Source organism: Streptococcus penaeicida (assembly GCF_002887775.1).
Classification (GTDB): Bacteria; Bacillota; Bacilli; order Lactobacillales; family Streptococcaceae; genus Streptococcus; species Streptococcus penaeicida.
The window spans coordinates 87799-105541 of the sequence record NZ_LOCM01000030.1 but is presented as its reverse complement, the minus strand read 5'-3'; the positions used below and the strand labels follow the sequence as shown (position 1 = coordinate 105541).

General features: G+C 39.3%; 18 protein-coding genes and 2 pseudogenes. 4 read left to right on the top strand and 16 right to left on the bottom strand.

The window, feature by feature from the left end:
* Positions 1–20 precede the first annotated feature (20 nt).
* Together AT575_RS08420 and AT575_RS08415 are read left to right on the top strand one after the other, a co-directional pair.
* Positions 21–521, top strand: a complete 501-nt coding sequence (locus AT575_RS08420) for an RNA polymerase sigma factor (RefSeq protein WP_281254367.1) — start codon at positions 21–23, stop codon at positions 519–521.
* Complete coding sequence (locus tag AT575_RS08415) at positions 508–1434, top strand: anti sigma factor C-terminal domain-containing protein (protein ID WP_102777956.1); 927 nt, start codon at positions 508–510, stop codon at positions 1432–1434. Before AT575_RS08420 ends, AT575_RS08415 begins: the two co-directional genes overlap by 14 nt.
* A 576-nt stretch (positions 1435–2010) precedes the next feature.
* Here AT575_RS08415 and AT575_RS08410 read toward each other — a convergent pair.
* The 4 genes and pseudogenes from AT575_RS08410 to AT575_RS08395 form a co-directional block, all read right to left on the bottom strand.
* Entirely contained in the window at positions 2011–3033 is a 1023-nt protein-coding gene (locus tag AT575_RS08410; protein WP_102777955.1) for a S66 family peptidase, read from the bottom strand.
* Positions 3034–3193: 160 nt separating this feature from the next.
* Positions 3194–3802: a chromosome assembly protein gene (locus tag AT575_RS08405; protein WP_102777954.1), complete on the bottom strand. Its 609-nt coding sequence runs from the start codon at positions 3800–3802 to the stop codon at positions 3194–3196.
* A 58-nt stretch (positions 3803–3860) separates the two neighbouring features.
* Positions 3861–5277 (bottom strand): annotated as a pseudogene (locus AT575_RS08400) (sensor histidine kinase).
* Positions 5274–5960: a response regulator transcription factor gene (locus tag AT575_RS08395; protein WP_102777952.1), complete on the bottom strand. Its 687-nt coding sequence runs from the start codon at positions 5958–5960 to the stop codon at positions 5274–5276. Before AT575_RS08395 ends, AT575_RS08400 begins: the two are co-directional and overlap by 4 nt.
* A gap of 253 nt (positions 5961–6213) precedes the next feature.
* Between AT575_RS08395 and AT575_RS08390 the strand changes: the two genes are divergently transcribed.
* Entirely contained in the window at positions 6214–7038 is an 825-nt protein-coding gene (locus AT575_RS08390) for a methyltransferase domain-containing protein (RefSeq protein ID WP_102777951.1), read from the top strand.
* Positions 7039–7187: 149 nt separating this feature from the next.
* Here AT575_RS08390 and AT575_RS08385 read toward each other — a convergent pair whose 3' ends face one another.
* From AT575_RS08385 to AT575_RS08365, 5 genes are all read right to left on the bottom strand, one after another.
* On the bottom strand, positions 7188–8357 hold the full coding sequence (locus AT575_RS08385; RefSeq protein WP_102777950.1) for an NADH-dependent flavin oxidoreductase: 1170 nt from the start codon (positions 8355–8357) through the stop codon (positions 7188–7190).
* A 63-nt stretch (positions 8358–8420) separates the two neighbouring features.
* Positions 8421–9410: a Gfo/Idh/MocA family protein gene (locus AT575_RS08380; protein WP_102777949.1), complete on the bottom strand. Its 990-nt coding sequence runs from the start codon at positions 9408–9410 to the stop codon at positions 8421–8423.
* A gap of 132 nt (positions 9411–9542) precedes the next feature.
* Positions 9543–10343, bottom strand: a complete 801-nt coding sequence (locus AT575_RS08375) for a MurR/RpiR family transcriptional regulator (protein ID WP_102777948.1) — start codon at positions 10341–10343, stop codon at positions 9543–9545.
* 62 nt (positions 10344–10405) lie between these two features.
* Complete coding sequence (locus tag AT575_RS08370) at positions 10406–10675, bottom strand: zinc ribbon domain-containing protein (protein ID WP_102777947.1); 270 nt, start codon at positions 10673–10675, stop codon at positions 10406–10408.
* A gap of 160 nt (positions 10676–10835) precedes the next feature.
* Positions 10836–11177, bottom strand: a complete 342-nt coding sequence (locus AT575_RS08365; RefSeq protein WP_102777946.1) for a helix-turn-helix domain-containing protein — start codon at positions 11175–11177, stop codon at positions 10836–10838.
* Positions 11178–11496: 319 nt separating this feature from the next.
* Between AT575_RS08365 and AT575_RS08360 the strand changes: the two genes are divergently transcribed.
* Positions 11497–12006, top strand: coding sequence for a phosphatidylglycerophosphatase A family protein (locus AT575_RS08360; protein ID WP_102777945.1), 510 nt, complete (start codon positions 11497–11499; stop codon positions 12004–12006).
* Positions 12007–12045: 39 nt separating this feature from the next.
* Here the strand turns inward: AT575_RS08360 and AT575_RS11040 are convergent, their stop codons facing one another.
* From AT575_RS11040 to AT575_RS10905, 7 genes and pseudogenes are all read right to left on the bottom strand, one after another.
* Positions 12046–12372, bottom strand: coding sequence for a sensor histidine kinase (locus tag AT575_RS11040; protein WP_342748318.1), 327 nt, complete (start codon positions 12370–12372; stop codon positions 12046–12048).
* Positions 12373–12392: 20 nt separating this feature from the next.
* The gene (locus AT575_RS08355; protein ID WP_342748317.1) at positions 12393–13109 is read right to left on the bottom strand and encodes a histidine kinase dimerization/phospho-acceptor domain-containing protein; all 717 of its coding nucleotides are present in this window, start codon (positions 13107–13109) and stop codon (positions 12393–12395) included.
* Entirely contained in the window at positions 13096–13785 is a 690-nt protein-coding gene (locus tag AT575_RS08350; RefSeq protein ID WP_102777944.1) for a response regulator transcription factor, read from the bottom strand. The genes AT575_RS08355 and AT575_RS08350 overlap by 14 nt, the downstream gene beginning before the upstream one ends.
* Positions 13786–13819: 34 nt before the next feature.
* A pseudogene (locus AT575_RS08345) lies at positions 13820–14495 on the bottom strand (ABC transporter ATP-binding protein).
* Between the two features lies 1 nt (position 14496).
* Positions 14497–15585, bottom strand: a complete 1089-nt coding sequence (locus AT575_RS08340; protein ID WP_102777943.1) for an ABC transporter permease — start codon at positions 15583–15585, stop codon at positions 14497–14499.
* 118 nt (positions 15586–15703) lie between these two features.
* Positions 15704–17086 (bottom strand): alkaline phosphatase, encoded by a 1383-nt coding sequence (locus tag AT575_RS08335; protein ID WP_245871528.1) that lies wholly within the window; start codon positions 17084–17086, stop codon positions 15704–15706.
* Positions 17083–17424, bottom strand: a complete 342-nt coding sequence (locus AT575_RS10905) for a hypothetical protein (protein ID WP_245871527.1) — start codon at positions 17422–17424, stop codon at positions 17083–17085. The genes AT575_RS08335 and AT575_RS10905 overlap by 4 nt, the downstream gene beginning before the upstream one ends.
* Positions 17425–17743 lie beyond the last annotated feature (319 nt).

Below are 17743 nucleotides of genomic sequence, written 5' to 3'. Positions count from 1 at the left end.
ATTGAAAGGAGGACGTCCATATTAATATTGATGCATATGAAAAGGAAATAATGGCCTATGCCAATGAAATTATTGCTTATTTAATAAAATCTGGGATTTCTCCCCACCTAGCACAAGATGTAACCCAGGACGTCTTCATTCAGATTTTGGAAGCTAATTATAACTTACCCTTAAGTAAACATCGGGCATGGATGTATCGCACAGCCATTCGTCGCTATATTGACCTTTACCGTCGAGATAAACACTACTACGACATCCTTAAGCGAGACTTCTTTTCCCAAGAAAGCCTAAATCCTTATGATCACGAAGGATATGATTTTCTTTATGAGACCTTGAGTCAAATGCCTGAAAATTTCCGAATTCTCCTAGATCTCTACTATTTTCAAAATTTCTCCATCAAGGAGATTGCTGAAATTACCGGTAAATCTCAGTCTAATATTAAAATCACATTGATGCGCGCTCGTCGTCAGCTCAAACAGGAACTCCAACTGAAAGGATACACTCATCATGAAATCAAATGATCCCTTAGCTCTTCTAGCCAAAAAACGCCGAAGAAAAACCTTTTTAATGACCATAGTCTTCAGTCTTCTAGCTACTCTTCTCCTCTTTGGTCTTTGTTTTAAATTGCTGAGCAATATGACCGCTAAAAATGGGCAAAAAGTTTATAATGACTACCAACAATTGGCTGAGATTGCCTACCCAAATATCTCTTATAATAGTCTTTACTATTTTCCAACTGGACAATTTTCTGGTAAGGTTCATGCCGACCGTTTCAAAGATTTAGATGGCATTCCAGTCGCATACTCGCCTTTCGAAGCCAATTATAGCTTGACAGGTGCTTTTGATGCTGGAGCAAGTGATGTTTTTTCCAAGAATAAACTCCTTTATGATAGAGGTAATCTACAGAAAATTCCTCAGTTTTATAACACAAAGGTGAAGTTTAGCAAAAATGATGTCAAAACAAGTCCAAGTCAAGATCTTAAATACCTTAACCAGCTAGAAAATAAGGTAATTGAAGTAGCTATCACGTTTGATAAACCTTATTCTTACAAAGAAATAAAGACCATGCTCCCAAAAAACCTTAAGCAGAATTGGCTTTGGATTGGTACCTATACTACACTGGATACCTCGCAATGGCCAAATCAATTTGGTACAGATACCGAGAATATACATTCAACTATAAACACAATGTTCAAAGTTTCAAAAAATAGTCCTCAGGTTGGAATCAATAATGTTAACATCTACTCTGATTTAGATAACTACTTGAAGGATAACAAACACATTAAAGATGTTAATCAACTCAAATTTGCTGGAATAATTTTAACCGGAAAGTCAGAAAACTTTAATAGCCTTAAAGGGGAAAAATGGATATATGGATCTAGCTTAGGATCCAGTATTGATTACCAACCTTATTATCAGTTAGATGTTGAATAATAAAAAGCCCTTACGGGCTTTTTAGAGTGAATACAAAGACTGAGTCTTCACTTTTTTGATGCTTTTCTATGGTAGTTCCGGACGGTAGGTCAAACAGTCAGTGAATTGACTGTTTGAGGAAATCCCAGCGATTCCATGCCTAAATCTCGACCCCTGAGGTCTCAAGATTTCCGAGTGACTTTTTGAGAAATCTGCCACTATCACCACTATAGAAAAGCATCATTTCGGTTTGTAAATTATTAAAATTTTCCGTTAGAATCCCTTTAATTAAAGTTTTATAGTTATTCAGGAGTATATTACAGTATCTCATAAGGAGAGTTTTTCAAATCCTCCATAACAGATAGAACAGACTATTATTGCTACCAATAAGACTACTATGCTCTTGATGAATTGGTTCCAAAAAATTCATTTTCTTTGTCTAGAATTTGGGGCTAATATTTTTATTGTATTTATCACTTTAAATCAATAAACCGAAAAACAAACCTCAAAAATGAATCTTGTCTTCATTCTTAAAAGCCCTTGCGGGCTTTTTCTTTTAGATGCCAAATATCATATTTTGAGTCACTGATATTTTTACTATTCAAAGCGAATGACTTGCTCGTCAGCATCGACGTGAGCCATTTGACCAAAGGGAACAATTGCTCTTGGTGTTGCATGTCCGACATTGACATTGTAGAGAATGGGGATATCATTATCAATAACTTCTAAGAGATTCTCTTTGTATGCTTGGTAATGACTCTCATCTTGAGGTTTGCCAACAAGTAGACCATTGATGACATTAAAAATACCACTTGTTTTTAGGCTCTCTAGCATTTTACGATGACCTTCGACACTAGGCTTTTCTTCACTAGTTTCTAACAAAAGTATTCTACCATGCCAATCTTCAAGGCTAGGGAAAAGCTGATACTTTTCGCAGAGCTCAACAGTATCTTCATAGCGGCTATTGTCAAAGATATCATAGATAGACTCTAGACAGCCCCCTAAAATTGGTCCTGAAAATCTTGCTGGTCCTCTCAATAATTCGAAGCCCTGATTTGGATGGGCTGTCCTCTGCGTCCCTAGGGCATTTTCACTAAAATCTTGACGCTCTTCATACCACAAATCACTTGGCCGAATTTCAGAAATACTGCCTGTTTGAATTAATTCTCTGAAATAATGCTCAGAATAAGGTAACATCTCTATATCTAACTCACAAATGTCAGCGATAAAAGACTGCCCATAAAAGGTTTTTACCCCAACCTTATGTAACATAAAATGGTTCATTGTGGTATCTGAAAAGCCCAGAAAAGTCTTCTGTTTTGCCACTTTTTCCAGTTGATTATTTTCAAAAAGATAAGGCAAAAGACGATAGGTATCATCACCGCCAATAGCACATAGAATCATATCAAGGGAGTCATCAGCCATGGCCTCAAGTAAATCCGATGCACGCGCTTCTGGGTGTTCTTCTAAATACTCAATCCCTTTCAAAGCATTGGGCAAGAATTTGACTTCTAAGCCATAGTCCTCAAGTCGTTTGATTCCAAGGTCTAATTCATGCTTAATAAAGGCTTCACCCAACAAGCCACGCGAAAGGCTAACAATACCAACGGTTTTAATCATAGATACCTCCTCATGCTTTTTTATATCATAGCACATGAAAAGAAGAATGCAAGAGAAAATATACAAGCTTAGAGTCATTTTCAAAATGGAAAAGTACAACTAAAAAGCCCTTACGGGCTTTTGTCCTGTCTGTATCGAAATGGTTTTGCCTGCAAAGCATTTAGTCAGCAGTCATTCCTGTAGTTGCATAGTAGGCTGATAGAACATCTTTGGTGATGCCAAATTTTTCGTAGATACGATCTACTTGAGCTGTTAAGCTCACTAATTGCGCATCTTCACTGGCAACTGATTGCTCAAATGACGAATAGAGAATATCTAATTTATTTTGGATGCTTATGCTTTTTTCAAAGTAGCTGGTTAAAGCTTTTTTATCATTAGCTGATAAATGACTTGCAGCCACCAAAGATTTGACCTCTTCTAAATTGGACCAAGTTTTATCAGGCATTTCTTGGCGAAAAGAACTCAGAAGCGCACTATTGTCCTCATTTAGCTTTTGCAATTCTTGATTAAGACTATTTTCATCAGGTGTTAAGTTTTGAGCTTTTTTACTGGCAATAGAAGCTTGCAAACTGTCCATTGTTTGATAGATTGGTTCTGCTTCTTTGTCTGCCAAGGCCAATTTATCCTCAACACTCTTGACATTAACCTTGACCTGGCTAGGGTTTTGCCCTTGTTCCGCATAGGCAATACTTTGATAGCCAGCAGCTAAGGCCAATAATGAAAAAAGACTAATAAGGGCGTAGGATTTGATACGAGTAGATGATAACATGACTAGGTCTCTCCTTTTTTATCTTTGATTTATATAAAGTATAGACCTAAATCCCAAATCATTCTTCGACATTTTGTGGTAAAACTGTGGCAAATTTGTGGCAATCACAATTGAGTGGTAAAAACAGTTCTCTTTTCATCAGAAGTGACAGAAATCTGACCCTGGTGCTGAAGAATAATCTCCTTAGCCATGGCAAGGCCAATCCCCGTTTGCCCGCCTTGCCCCTTATAGAAACGCTCAAAAACGTGGGGTAAATCAGCTTGGCTAATAGCCGGACCATCATTGCTAATCGTAATGGTCCCTTGCTTTTCTTCAATGGCAATCCGACTCTTTGCGTAACGCAGGGCATTGGTCACGATATTGGAAAAAGCTTTTTCTAGTAGCTCCGCATTGCCCTCAATCATAAAGGGTTCTTCTTCAACATGTCCATCTAAAACAAGGTCTTGCTGCTTGGCAATTGGGCCGAAATAGGCCATCATGTCAGCCAGTAAATCTGTTAAAGAAAGCCTGTCTTTCTTGAATTCTGTCCTACTATCAATACGAGAGAGGAGTAAGATGTCATCGACCAATTGACGCATCTTTTGGCTTTCTTGCATCAGAACCGGATAGGCTGTCTCTGGCGGAATGATGCCGGTTTGAAGGCCCTCCGTATAACCTTGAAGGGACATTAAAGGCGTCCGTAACTCGTGAGAAGCATTTTGGAAAAATTGGGCTTGGCTAGCTTCGGCCTTTTGAATCCGGGCAGCCATTTCCTGACTCTCCTGCAAAAGAGGATCAAAGTCAGAAAAAACCAGTTCTTCTTGCTTCTTTTGGCTTTGACTGTCACGCCAAAGGCTAGAAATATAAGTTTGGACCGAGTGAATGGACTGTCGAATATCACGGAAAGTCTTAAAGACGACCAACATCATCAAGCTAAAAGTCGCAATCAGAATCGATAGAAGAAATAGGTGAATCCTATGAATTAGCTTTTGCGTCTTAGTAACATCTGAAAAATTAATAACGCGGAATTTTTGATTGGAGCCAGAGGCACTTTTTACCACTTCACCATCCTGCAAACGACCGAGATAAGTTTTAGTCATGACAAAATAGGTTTGTTCCCCTATAGTCACCAAAATCCCATCTTTTTTGCCTGCCCTCTGCCACAAATGCTTCGTGCTCAAGTAGGCATAAAGCTGATCACTGACACCCTTTTTTACTTCATTAGTGAAGGTCCTCTGTCCTAAATCACTATAAGTAGCGTAATAGGACCAGACGAAGATACTATCCTGCTCCTTATCTGTATTATCCGGAATTTCTTGGCCTTGATTAAGACTGTCCAAAATCGAAAAATTAGCCTTCATGGACGTTTTGGTCAGTTGGTAAACATAGTCCTTAATCACGTGGTTAACCGACAAGTAAATGAGCCCAAAAGTCAGCAAAAGTGTCAGACAATTGACCAGCAAAAGCCGATTCATTAAATTTTTCTTCTTCCTCATTCTTGCTCACCCAACTTGAAACCATAACCCCAGACGGTTTTAATAGCCACTTGGGCCTGTGCTTGGCTCAATTTTTTGCGCAGCCGTTTAACCGTATCATCCACCGCTCGACTTTCCACATCGTCGAAACCCCAGACCCGATCCAGCAGGGTTTCTCGGGAATAAGCAGAGCCTGCCTCTTCCATTAGCACTAAAAGCAGGTCAAACTCCGTCTTAGTTAGAGGGAAATCCGTGCCCTTTAAAGCAGCCTGACGTTTGTCACAATCAAGCACTAAATCTAAGAATTGATAAGCCTTGCTGGCCTGAGCCGGCTCCTGATGGCTCCTCTTCAAGAGGGCCTTGACGTGGAGACTTAATTTGATAGGTGAAAATGGTTTAGTGAAGTAATCATCCGTCCCCAACTGAAAGGCCCGAATAAAATCAGCATCCGAATCACGGGCCGTCAAAAGAATAATGGGCGTCGCCTGGTCAGTCTGACGAATTTTTTCCATAATGGCCAAGCCATCAGGCCCCGGCATCATGACATCCAAAATAATCAAATCCGGTTTCTGACGCAAATAGGCCTCATATAAGTGGTCGCCCCTTTCAAAAGCTTGCACCGAAAAACCATCATGCATTAAAAAAGGCACCAAGAGGTCACGAATATTCTTTTCATCATCCGCAAAATAGATAAGCTCAGCCATTTAGTCTCCAATCTATGGTGAATTTTACAGATACCATCATAGACTAGAAAAAGGCCTTAGTCAACCGAAAATCGTTAGTCGACCCAAAGCCCTAATTCAAGTGGAATTTTCCAAAAATTAAAACAAATAACTGACAAATAGATTTTAAAAATTCCCTGAATTTCTAATCTTCATCAAGACATGAAATAGTCAGACTAATCTAAAGTAAAAAAAGTGTATAATAGGACTATCAAAAGACAGAAAAGGAAAGACCATGTTAGCTTTTAGTCAAACCGCCAAGTACTTTACCTGCCCCATCTGCCAAGAGCAGCTTAAACTGACAGGTAAAAGCCTGATTTGCCCTAAAAATCATACCTTCGACTTGGCCAAACAAGGCTATGCCAACCTGATTCTCAACGCCAAAAAAGACCCCCATTACGACAAAGAATCCTTCATCAGACGGAGTCACATCTTGGAAGCTGGCTACTACCAGCACATCCTTAATGCCATCAGTCAAGAGCTTCCTCAAGACCAGCCTGTCACCATTCTTGATGTCGCCTGCGGCGAAGGCTACTATGCCCGCACCCTCGCCCAAACCCCGACCAACCAAATCTTAGCTTTTGACCTATCTAAAGATTCCATCTTAATGGCAGCCAAAAAAGACCCCCAGCGATTAGTCACTTGGTTTGTCGGCGATTTGGCCAAATTGCCCTTGGCAGAACAGTCTGTTGATATCATTATTGATGTTTTTTCACCAGCCAATTACCAGGAATTCAAGCGAGTGCTCAAACCAGGCGGAAAAATCATCAAAGCAGTTACAGCCAGTGACCACCTCAAAGAATTACGTCAGGCTGCCGCTGACCAACTGCTACATCAAGACTACAGCAATGACAGTGTCATCAATCATTTCGCCCAGGCCTACCCAGACTACCAAGTCGTCCATAGGAGTCAAACTTACCCTATCAACCAAGCTGATTTGGCTGATTTCATTGAAATGACGCCCCTCTTCTTCCATGTCGATAAAAGTCAGCTTGAGTTGGAAAACCTGAAAGAAATCACTGTGGCAGCTGATATTTTAGTGGCTAAACATAAAAATTAAGATGTTCAATAATTAGATTGAAAAAGTCTTAAAATGATAACCAAAGATGCTAAGATTTTAACATAAACAAACAACCAAGTCCCCCGGGAGCTTGGTTGTTTGTTTATTAGGGTCTTTGAGCTTATAACAATTTTAACTGAAGTATCGTTTTAATCGTAAATGCCTTGGTGTAAAGAAATAATTGAATCATGTCCAGGTAAGGGCGGTAAACCTCCTGAATCCTTAAGGGTAAAGATTTCCTGTAGCCCCTTGCTCCAGAAGGTCTTTTCAAGTTGTTCTGGCGAAATGGTTTGAACAATATCCTGTCCACGACCTTCTTTAATTTTCAACCAGAACTGAGGATCAATCAAGGTACCGCGACCAACCCCAATTAAATCAGCATGTTGGTCAATAGCATCACGGGCTTGGTCTTCTGTAAAGACAGAACCAACGACCATGATTTGAGTGTCTGGACCTACTATTTCTTTAAAGAGTTGGCCAAAAGATTGCTCACTTCCCGCAGGTTTGGCAGCGTAGCCACCCCAAATGGATAAACTGATATAATCTAATTCCTCTTTAGCAACCTCTCTGATTAGTGCTAACGATTCTTTAAAAGTATAACCGACAACATCACCATGAATTTCTTCAGGTGAAATCCGGTAACCAAGAATAAAATCTTTCGGGGCATGGGTTGCTATGACTGCTTTGACCTCTTTAATGACTTCGAGTGCGAAAGTCATCCTTTTTTCCAAACTTCCTCCCCATTTGTCTTGGCGCTTATTGGAAAAGGCAGAGAAAAATTGTTGAATTAAGTAATGGTTTGCACCATGAATTTCAACACCGTCATATCCTGCTTCAATAGCCCGTTTGGTTGCACGCCCAAAATCTTTGATGATATCCTCAATCTCTTTATTGGTCATTTCGCGAACGGGGTATGGGAGAAAATCAAAATCAATAGCACTTGGCGCCAACACTTCTTTTCCTTCTGCTGCACGAACCCCAGCTTGACGACCTCCATGATGGATTTGTAAAATAGCCTTGTTGCCATCTTTTTTGATAGCGTCTGCGATAGCTTTAATCGATGCTGTATGCTCATCATCATAAATGGCTAATTGTTCTGGATAACCTGGCTTAGAACAAGGCCCACCATTTTCTGAGACATAATGAAACTCTGTAATAACCATGGCAGCTGACTGTGAGCGGGCACCATAATAAGTTAAAGTTTCATCACTAGCAAAACCATCTTTAAGACCTGAGTAAGAAAGCATTGGCGGTTGAACAATACGCCCATCTAATACAGCACCGTGGCGTAAAATCATTTGATCAGTCACTAATTTCATAAGTCTCTCCTTTTGTTCTTTTTCAACATTATAACAAATATAGAAAGGAAAGTTACTTTCTGACTATGCTTGTTTATCAGCAGGGAATAGAATGCCGTTTTCCAAGCGGGCTTTGGTTTGGATCTTGCTGACCATTAAGCTACGTGACATTGCATCTTGATAAAAGTTTTGATCATTACTATTAATAGCATTGATAAAGGCCGTAAATTCTGGTAGTAAACGATTTTGAAAAGTATCTTCCTCAAACTCTAAAACTGTCCCATCATTTTTCTCAAGTATAACTTTCCCAATGGCATTTGGCGAAAGACTGGTTCTAATGACACCTTTGTCCCCTTGAATAATGGCTCCAATCATGCCCTTACTGTCTTTAGCTGCCAAACAGAAAGCTTGGAAGTCAGGATAATGAAGGGTCAGAATACCATTGGTATCAATCCCTCTTTCAATGGTTGGGAAATAATGACTATCCTCTGGTTGACCAAATAATTCTAAAACTAAATGAAGGTTATACAAGTTCAAATCCATAAGAGCGCCGCCTGATTTGCTTGGGTCAAAAGCTGGCAAAATTTTTCCTTCTTTAAAGGCATTATAGCGGCTCGAATATTGACTATATTGACTCTGGACAAGTTTGATTTGACCAATTTCAGGCAACCACTCTTTAATTTTAGCGAAGCCTTTGAGGTAGCTTGTGGTGACCGCTTCAAAAATGAAGACCCCATTTTCTGCGGCTAACTGAGCTAATTCTTTTAGCTCTGCCTCATTGCTTGTAGCTGGTTTTTCAACGATAACATGCAAGCCTTTTTGGAGTGCCAATTTGCTGTAATGAACATGCAGGAAATTGGGCACGGCTACATAAACAGTATCAATTCCCAAAGCCACTAAAGCCTCGAAATCACTCACTGCATGGGCAACTCCGTTAGCATCAGCTAATGCCTGAACCTGTTCCATCTCTTGAGGAATGCCTTGCAAGCCCAGCACCTCAATCCCAGGAATAGTCACTAATGTTGGGAGAAACTCTTGCACAATCATTCCTGTTCCAATAATACCTAATTTCATCTGAATGACTCCTTTTAATCTTTTGATAAACTCATCTTACCCCTTTTTTACCAAAAGAAAAGCCCTTTTACCGAACTGGGTAAAAAGGTTCAAACTTGGCAAATGATTAGCTCATATTTCTGGAAAAAAAGTTCACTTCAAAGACTTACAACCCTGAAAAAGGAAAGTGTAGATGACATTCAAGAGGTAGTCAAAAGCCAACTGTGAATAAAAAGTACCGACTTTATCATCCTTCTCCAAATCCGGAATCAAAAGATGACTGGAACTCCATGCAATCAATGGACTCTTCTGATTAGCCGTAATGACTTGAATGGTCACGCCTTGACGGCGCAATTGCTGCGCATGAGACAACATTTTGTCATTGTTGCCACTATAAGAAACAAATAGTGCTACGTCTCCGGCTTTCAAATGAGTAATAATGCGGTGTTCCTCATCATTGTCCGTCGCCAGAATCGGAAAATAATTGATTTTAACCAGCTTATTACTAAAGCTCTTTAAAGTCAGTTTAACATCGCCATATCCAAAAAGAAAGAGACGGTCAGCAGCTTTAATCTGCTCAGCCATTTTCTCCAATTGATCAAGAGACAGTAAGGACTGGACCTGATCCATGGTGTTTTTGTAGAGGGAAAAAAGCCCATTAACAATTGCCTGACTAGACTCCTCTTGAAAAGGATGGGTGAAATCCACCTCTTTATCCAAATAACGCGAAGAGGTCAACTCGGCTACTAAGGCCAAACGAAAATCGCGAAAACCCTGAAATCCTAGCTTATGGCAAAGACGAATAATACTGGCATTAGAAGTAAAAGTCGCCTTAGCCAGCTGACTGATGGTCAAACTCTCAATAGACTGAAAATGAGCCTGTAAGTAGTCAATAATCGCTACTTCCGTCTCCGTAAAGGCATCCCGCTCCTCAAAAGCTTGTAAAATGGTCATTCCCTACTCCTTGCATCCTGATTTTCTCTATTTTAGCAAAAAAAGCTATTCAAAAATAGCTTTTAGCGACTCCATCTTGAGGTTTTCTTGAGCATCATTGGGTAACTTTTCGTCATCATCCACTTAGCAAGAGCATTTCCGGGACTAGCTTGAATGCCCGCCTGCCCCTTAGCAACCATCTGCTCAAAAGTAATATCTGGCTCAGTAAAACGGCCATTAACATAGCACATGTAGCAATAAGTATCTGATTTGCTGCCATCGGCATTGTTCCCTCTTAGGTCTTGACCTTTTGGCATTAATGGCATCGCGCAAGATTGGCAAAATTTTTCCATCACATTCTCCTTGTTTACCCTATTTTACCATAGCTGTGCTTTAAAAATAATATTTTCAAAAAATTAATTTTACCCTGATGCATTCACCAAGACTTCTCGTTTCCTAGTCCTGTCAGGACACAAAAAAACCATGATCGCTCATGGGTTCTTTATTAGTGACTTATTTGTCACTTTTTATCTCTCCAACTAAAGTTGACAAGGCCTTAATCACACGATCTTGCTGCCCAGAAGAAAGTTCTTTAATTTGGTCCATCAAATCGGATAAGTCTTCATTTTTTTCGACTAAACTAATGTCAAAAAATTCTTCAAAATCAACTTCCAAGGCTTTCATAACCTTTTCTAAAGTTTTAACTTTAACATTTGTCGACTGGTTTTCCAACTTATAGACATAATTAGTACCAAGGTCAGCTTTTTCTTCTAATTGTTCCTGTGTTAACCCCTTGTTTAACCTTAACAGTCGTATTCTTTTTGAGATGTACTCCTGCAATACCTTATTTTCCATACAAATTTTCACCTCATGAAATCAATTCTACACAGATATATAATATTTTTTAAGTTTTTAAAATCTCATTTTTCCATCCAATCAACTTTTAAACGTCAAGTTATCATTTAAATGGATAAAGTGTCTAAAAATGGAACTTTTTTCAATAAATTATCTATATTTTCCTATTATAACGTATATTAAAAAATTTTTTGACATTTAACCTAATTTTGCCCAAAATTTAATGAAATCGAGATATTGTTATCCATTTCTTGACCATTTTTACAAATGAGTATCTTTCCCGGACTATGATATAATGACACTATAAAGGAGGTTATTTATGAAAAGTGATGCACAATTAAAAGAAGTCGCAACTCAGCTCTTATTAGAACGCGGTGTCCAACATGAGGATATTGCAGACTTAGTTATGTCCCTTCAGAATAAATACATACCCGACTTAACCAAAGAAGAATGTCTGGAAAATATCCGTGCTGTTCTTAAAAAAAGAGAAGTTCAAAATGCTATTATCACCGGTATCGAATTTGACAAGCTGGCAGAAGAAAACAAACTATCCCAACCTCTCCTAGAAATACTAAAAAGCGATGAAGGACTCTACGGTATTGATGAAATCCTAGCCCTTTCAATTGTTAATCTCTATGGCTCAATTGGCTTCACCAACTATGGTTATTTAGACAAAACAAAGCCCGGCATTATCGCCAAATTAAATGCCAAAGATGGCAAATCCTGCCACACTTTCTTAGATGACATTGTCTGTGCCATTGCTGCCGCAGCAGCCTCACGCCTGGCTCACAACGACCCTGACAAGAGCGCCATTGCTAATAAAAAATAATGTCGTCAAAAGGAAGATCTGAATCAGATCTTCCTTTTTTTATTGGTTTATTCGGTGATTTGGCAAGTACACCGTCACAGTCGTTCCTTTACCAACTTGACTTTGCAATGAAATCTTACCCTCTAACAAAGTAATTATCCGTTTAACAATAGCTAGTCCAAGCCCGTTACCCTCACGGTTATGAGATTGGTCAGCTTGATAAAATTGTTGGAAGAGGTATCTTTGTTTACTCTCTTCAATTCCTATACCATGGTCAGAAATCAGTATTTCTAACCCTTTATCTTGCTCAATCAAATAGATTCCTAGCTTAACTTTATCTCCAGAATATTTAATGGCATTATCTATTAGATTAATCCATATTTGCATGCTTAAGTCAGCATCTGTCCCTAAATAAATAGCTGGCTATCAAAATCAATTATGATATCTTTGTCTCGCCATTTTTCACTAAGTAAAATGAGAACATGTCTGATTTGTTCATCAATTCTAACTTTTTCAATTCTTAAATCGGTCTGTCGATCCAGTCTTGATAAGTTTAAGATATCGTCACAAAGGCGACTAAGTCTTAAGGTTTCTGATTGCATTAATGCTAGTAGCTCGGCCTGCTCCTGACCCTCTAAGTGAGAATCAGACAAGAGGTCTGTCAAGCCAACTAGAGAAGCCACTGGCGTTTTCAACTCATGGGAAATATTCGAAATAAAATCCTGTCGTAGTTGGGCCAAATTCTTCAAATCTTGCGCCATTTGATTGACGTTCTGCGACAACTGATCGATCTCGTTATGGTAAGTAGCCTTATCCTTTGGATAAGTTTTGCGAATGATTTGATAGTCGAAATTGCCTTGGGAAACCTCAATCACAGCCTGATTGAGTTCTTGAATGGGACGGGTCAAATGGATGGAGCCTTGCCACATGATGACTCCTCCGACCAAGATGGTCAAGAGTGTATAAAGCATGAGCCAGAAGAATAAAGGAGCCTCTACCTTCAAGCCTTCTTTCAAGAGCATAATGACTGCAAAAGAAATTAGGTTAGTGATGATGATAATGGCAATAAATAAAAAGACAAAATAGGAGCGCAATGACCACTGTAATTCTTTAGATTTTGTCATCTACTACCCTCCCCTTGTAGCCGAGGCCACGAACTGAAACAATCTCAAAGTCAGGATTACCCTTGCATTTTTGCCGAAGTCTCTTGACACAAGTATCAACCAAACGTTCGTCCTTATCATCTTCCATGCCCCAAATATCATCCAACAAATCGAGTCGCGTAAAGATTTTTTCAGGACGACTTAAGAGTTTAAAAAGCAAATAGAATTCTTTTGGGGGCAAATGAATCGTCGATTGATCTCGCAAGTTATTCATGCTTAGTTGGGCATAGTCCAATTTAGTCTGACCCAAATGCAATTCTTGCTCGGCCTCTAAACCGGCTCGTCTTAGCAATGCTTGCACGCGCAACAATAGTTCCGGCAAACGGATGGGTTTGACTAAGTAGTCATCAACGCCCAATTTAAAGGCCTCTTCCAGAGAGTCCAACTGGGACTTAGCCGTAATCATCAGAACAGGCCGCTTATCGCCAACCTGACGAAGACTTTCTAATAGCTCGTAACCGTCCATAACCGGCATCATAATATCCGTAATGATCAAATCAACCTGCTGTTTTTCCATCAAATCAAGGGCTTCTTGCCCATTAAAAACGGAAAAAACAGTGAAGTGATTCTGTTGCAATTTGGTGCTAATAATTTTATTGAGGGAAGCATCATCCTCAGCAACTAGTATCGTAAACATGACCTCTCCTTTGCCAAAATTATACCACAACCACTCAGCCCTTCACTAGTTTCCGCTCTTGCAACTCATAAACCGTATCCACCAAGTCCAAAATAGAATGGTCATGGGTCACCATCAAAGCTGCTTTTTCCTTATTTTTAACCTCAAACTGGATCTGCTGCGCAATATCACGCCCCCGTTTAGTCTAATGAAGCTGTTGGTTCATCAGCAAGAATGACTTGAGGATTCCCAATAAAAGCTCGCGCAATGGCTGCCCGCTGCTTTTGCCCACCAGACAACTGACCCGGATATTTGTCCTGACAAGCAAGAATGTCTAATTCTTCCAACAAGTGCAGAACTTCTTGAATCATGCTTTGCTTATCCTGACCACCCTTCATTTTTGCCACCATTAGCAATTGGTCTTTAATGGACATAAAGGGCAAAAGCTGATGGTCCTGAAAAATAAAGCCGAGTAACTCCTGTCTTTTTTGGGTCCACTGCTTCTGCTTCAAAGCTGATAAGTCCTGACCAGCAATAGCAATACGGCCAGAATCAGCTGACAAAAGGAGCCCTGCGATAGACAAAAGCGTTGATTTTCCTGAACCTGAGGGTCCTAATATAGCCACAAATTCATTCTTAGCGATCGATAAGCTCAAGTCAGCTAGGACCGTCTGACGACCGTCGCCATCCTGAAAACTTTTACTGATATGTTCTAATTCTAATAGTGCCATCTTATTCTCCATTTCCACCTATCACATCCAAAGGATCGACTTTACTTACCTTGATTAAAGACAGTGCTCCACAAAGCATTGAAATCATGATAAAGCTAGCCGAGACAAAAGCCACATGATCCCACTTGAGGAAAAAGGCCATACTAGCCGGCAATCCTTGGGATAAGCCCCAAGCAGCAAGCACTCCAAAAGCAACTCCAAAGAGGGACAATAAACTGATTTGAGCCATTTGAATGCCGGAAATCTGACGCATGGACATGCCAATAGCTTTTAAAACACCAAATTGTTTTAATTTCTGCAAGGTTAAGATATAGAAGAAAACTCCTAATATTGCTGAAGAAGCTAATAAAAGCACCCAAGTTATCATGGTTAGGGTAAGGTGTTCTGCCTGATAACCAGGAATTTTTTGAATCAAGGCATTCTGTCCCAATTGACTAACTTCTTTAGGTAATTCTTTCTTGGTCACTTTTTTCTTGGTCACAAAGGCTTGTGCTTGCCACTTGAAACCAGGCATACTGTCTTTTTTAATCTCTTGATAAGTTGATGGTCGCATAAAAGCAATCGCACTATGCCCATACATAGCATCTTTTGCGAAGCCTATCACCTTAAGTGATTTCTTACTGTTGCTATCAAGGATTTTATCACCCAGCTTGATGCCGTGGCTCTTGAAGGACTGATCCAGAACTATCTGTCCTGAGTCTGTTGACAGGGAGTGGCCTGATACCACTTTAGGATTTACCAAAGCACTATCCTCAACCACAAAGTAAGTGACATCAATTGTCTCTGATTTGGCTGTTTTTTTGAGGCCAGCTCTTTGAATCGCCAAGCCTGCCAATTGATTTTCAGGCAAGTCTTGGATCTCTTGCAAAGACTGATCAGAAAAATGAGAAAAACTGATAATATCTTCCGCGTCCTCGGACAAGAGGTAATGAACCTGTCCATAGTTCTCGATTTGAGCACTAACTGCCCGACCCAAACCATTAGTCAAACCGGTCAAAAAGACCACCATAAAAATCATCAATACAATTAAAAATTCAATTAAAATATATTTCTTGGGCTGATAGGTCAGCTCTTTCCAAGCAACTTTCATCTTTATACCTCCTGCATTTCTTACAGTCAGTATAAAACAGAAATATGACCTGAATATGACCAAATGAAAAAGTCATACAAAAAGAAACTCCTCCTGATGAAGGAATTTCTTTAAAAAATTATTCTTTATCTTTTGGTGCTTCTAGCCCAACTCCACTAGGTTTTTGAGCTTTCTTTTCGACTTTTTTATTAGCTTTTGAATCCTTGCCATTAAAGCCCATGGCTTCCGCAACACGAATAGCGACATCGGTATCATCATATTCACCATCAAACATGATTGCACCTGAACCCATGGCATAGACAGGAACTTTTTCACCAGAATGGTCTGTTGTTGACCAAGCAAGTCCTGCTTTTTTATCTAAGATGCGAGTTGCTGTGATGGATACAGGAATGTACTCGCCATAATTAGTATTTTGTTGTTCTGGAGCTTTTTTAGATTCTTCAAAGGCATCTTCTAAAGCTTTGTATTCTTCTTGTGAACAAAGCGATCTGTTTTCTTCTTGTTTTTTAAGATAGTCCTCTTCTTGCTCAACACTTACTTTTTCTGAAGGGGCACTCTTATCAAGTTTTAAACCAAAGAATTCTTCAATTTTTGGTGCAAATTCTTCGAAAGTCATATCTGGATTTTTCTCTAATTCTGAGGTAACAGTCTTATCAAATTCAACTTGTGACCCTTTTTGCTTTGTCAATTGATCAAAGTAAGTTTCATAACCTGTTGACTCATTTCCAATGGTAAAACCACCTGTTGAATGGTCTGCTGTGACAACAATTAAAGTTTCATCTGGATGCTCATTATAGAAATCGATAGCTGTTTGGATTGATTTTTGGAAACCAATGACTTCATTAACCGCTGTTGCACCGTCATTGGCATGTTCAGCCCAGTCAATCTTCCCAGATTCTGCCATCATGAAGAAACCTTCAGGATCATCCTCCATGACTTCAATCCCTTTTTTCACCATGTCATCAAGGCCTTGACTATCTTTTTTCTTATCGATTTGATAAGGCATAGCCCCATCATCTTGGAGTTCTTCAGAAACAATATAGGTCTTCTTAGATTTAGCGTTTACTTTTTCAGCATCAGCTTTTGTGTCAACAACATTGTAACCTTTTTCTTTCATGACATCATAAAGGTCTTTTTGATCCTCATTTTCCCCAGTGCGGTCTTTTAAAGATCCACCTGCAAAGAAATCAAAGTTAGAATCAGCCATTTGTAAACCGATGTCATAATATGACGAGCGGGACTCTTCATTCGCATAAAAGGCTGCCGGTGTTGCATGATTAAGTGTTACTGTTGTTAAGATTCCTACAGATTTACCTGCCCGTTTAGCTTTTTCTGCAACCGTATCACTGGATTTTTTAAAGTCTCCCGAAAGTCCAACTGTATTGGTCTGCGTTTTAATCCCTGAAGCAAAAGCTGTTGCTGTAGAGGCAGAGTCTGGAATGAAAGAATGGCAATCATACTGAGATTTCAAACCGATAACAGGCATCTCTGTAAAATTCATTCTAGTAGGGTAAACCTCATCTTTATTGGTTTTGGTATAGCAAGGTAATCTTCAGCTGCAGTGACTGGCGTTACCCCCATCCCGTCGCCAATAAATAAAAAGACGTATTTGGCTTGCTTGTCATTAACTTTTGAATAGTCTTCTGTTTTTGCACGTTTACTATCATACATTTGAACGGATTTCCCGTTAGCTGATTTCTTAGCAGCACTGCTACTATTAACTGCCTTTAAGTCTAACTTCAGACCGCTACCACTAGCTTGATTGCTACAAGCACCAAGAACCATTGTTGAGGCAAGCAATAGCATACTTAATTTCTTGAAGGTTTTTCCTTTTTTCATCATAATCTCCTTTGATAACCCTAAATAAATAACCTACATTTCTATTTTAGGCTTCAATTGTAAAATACCATTAGGATTTTTGTAAAAGTTCTGTGAAAATTCAAAATATTTAATGAACCGGTAAAGAACCAGTTAAGTTTACCTTTGGAAATGGAAACAATAATATTTATTCAATAGCATATAAAAAGCCTACTGATTTTGGATTAGGAATCAGTGGGCTTGGTCTCATCTTTGTTTTTTAGGAGGAAAACAGAGATTCGTTTTTTGTCTTATGGATTCAGAGGAGTCTTTTTGGATTAGGAAAGGCCCTCTACATCTT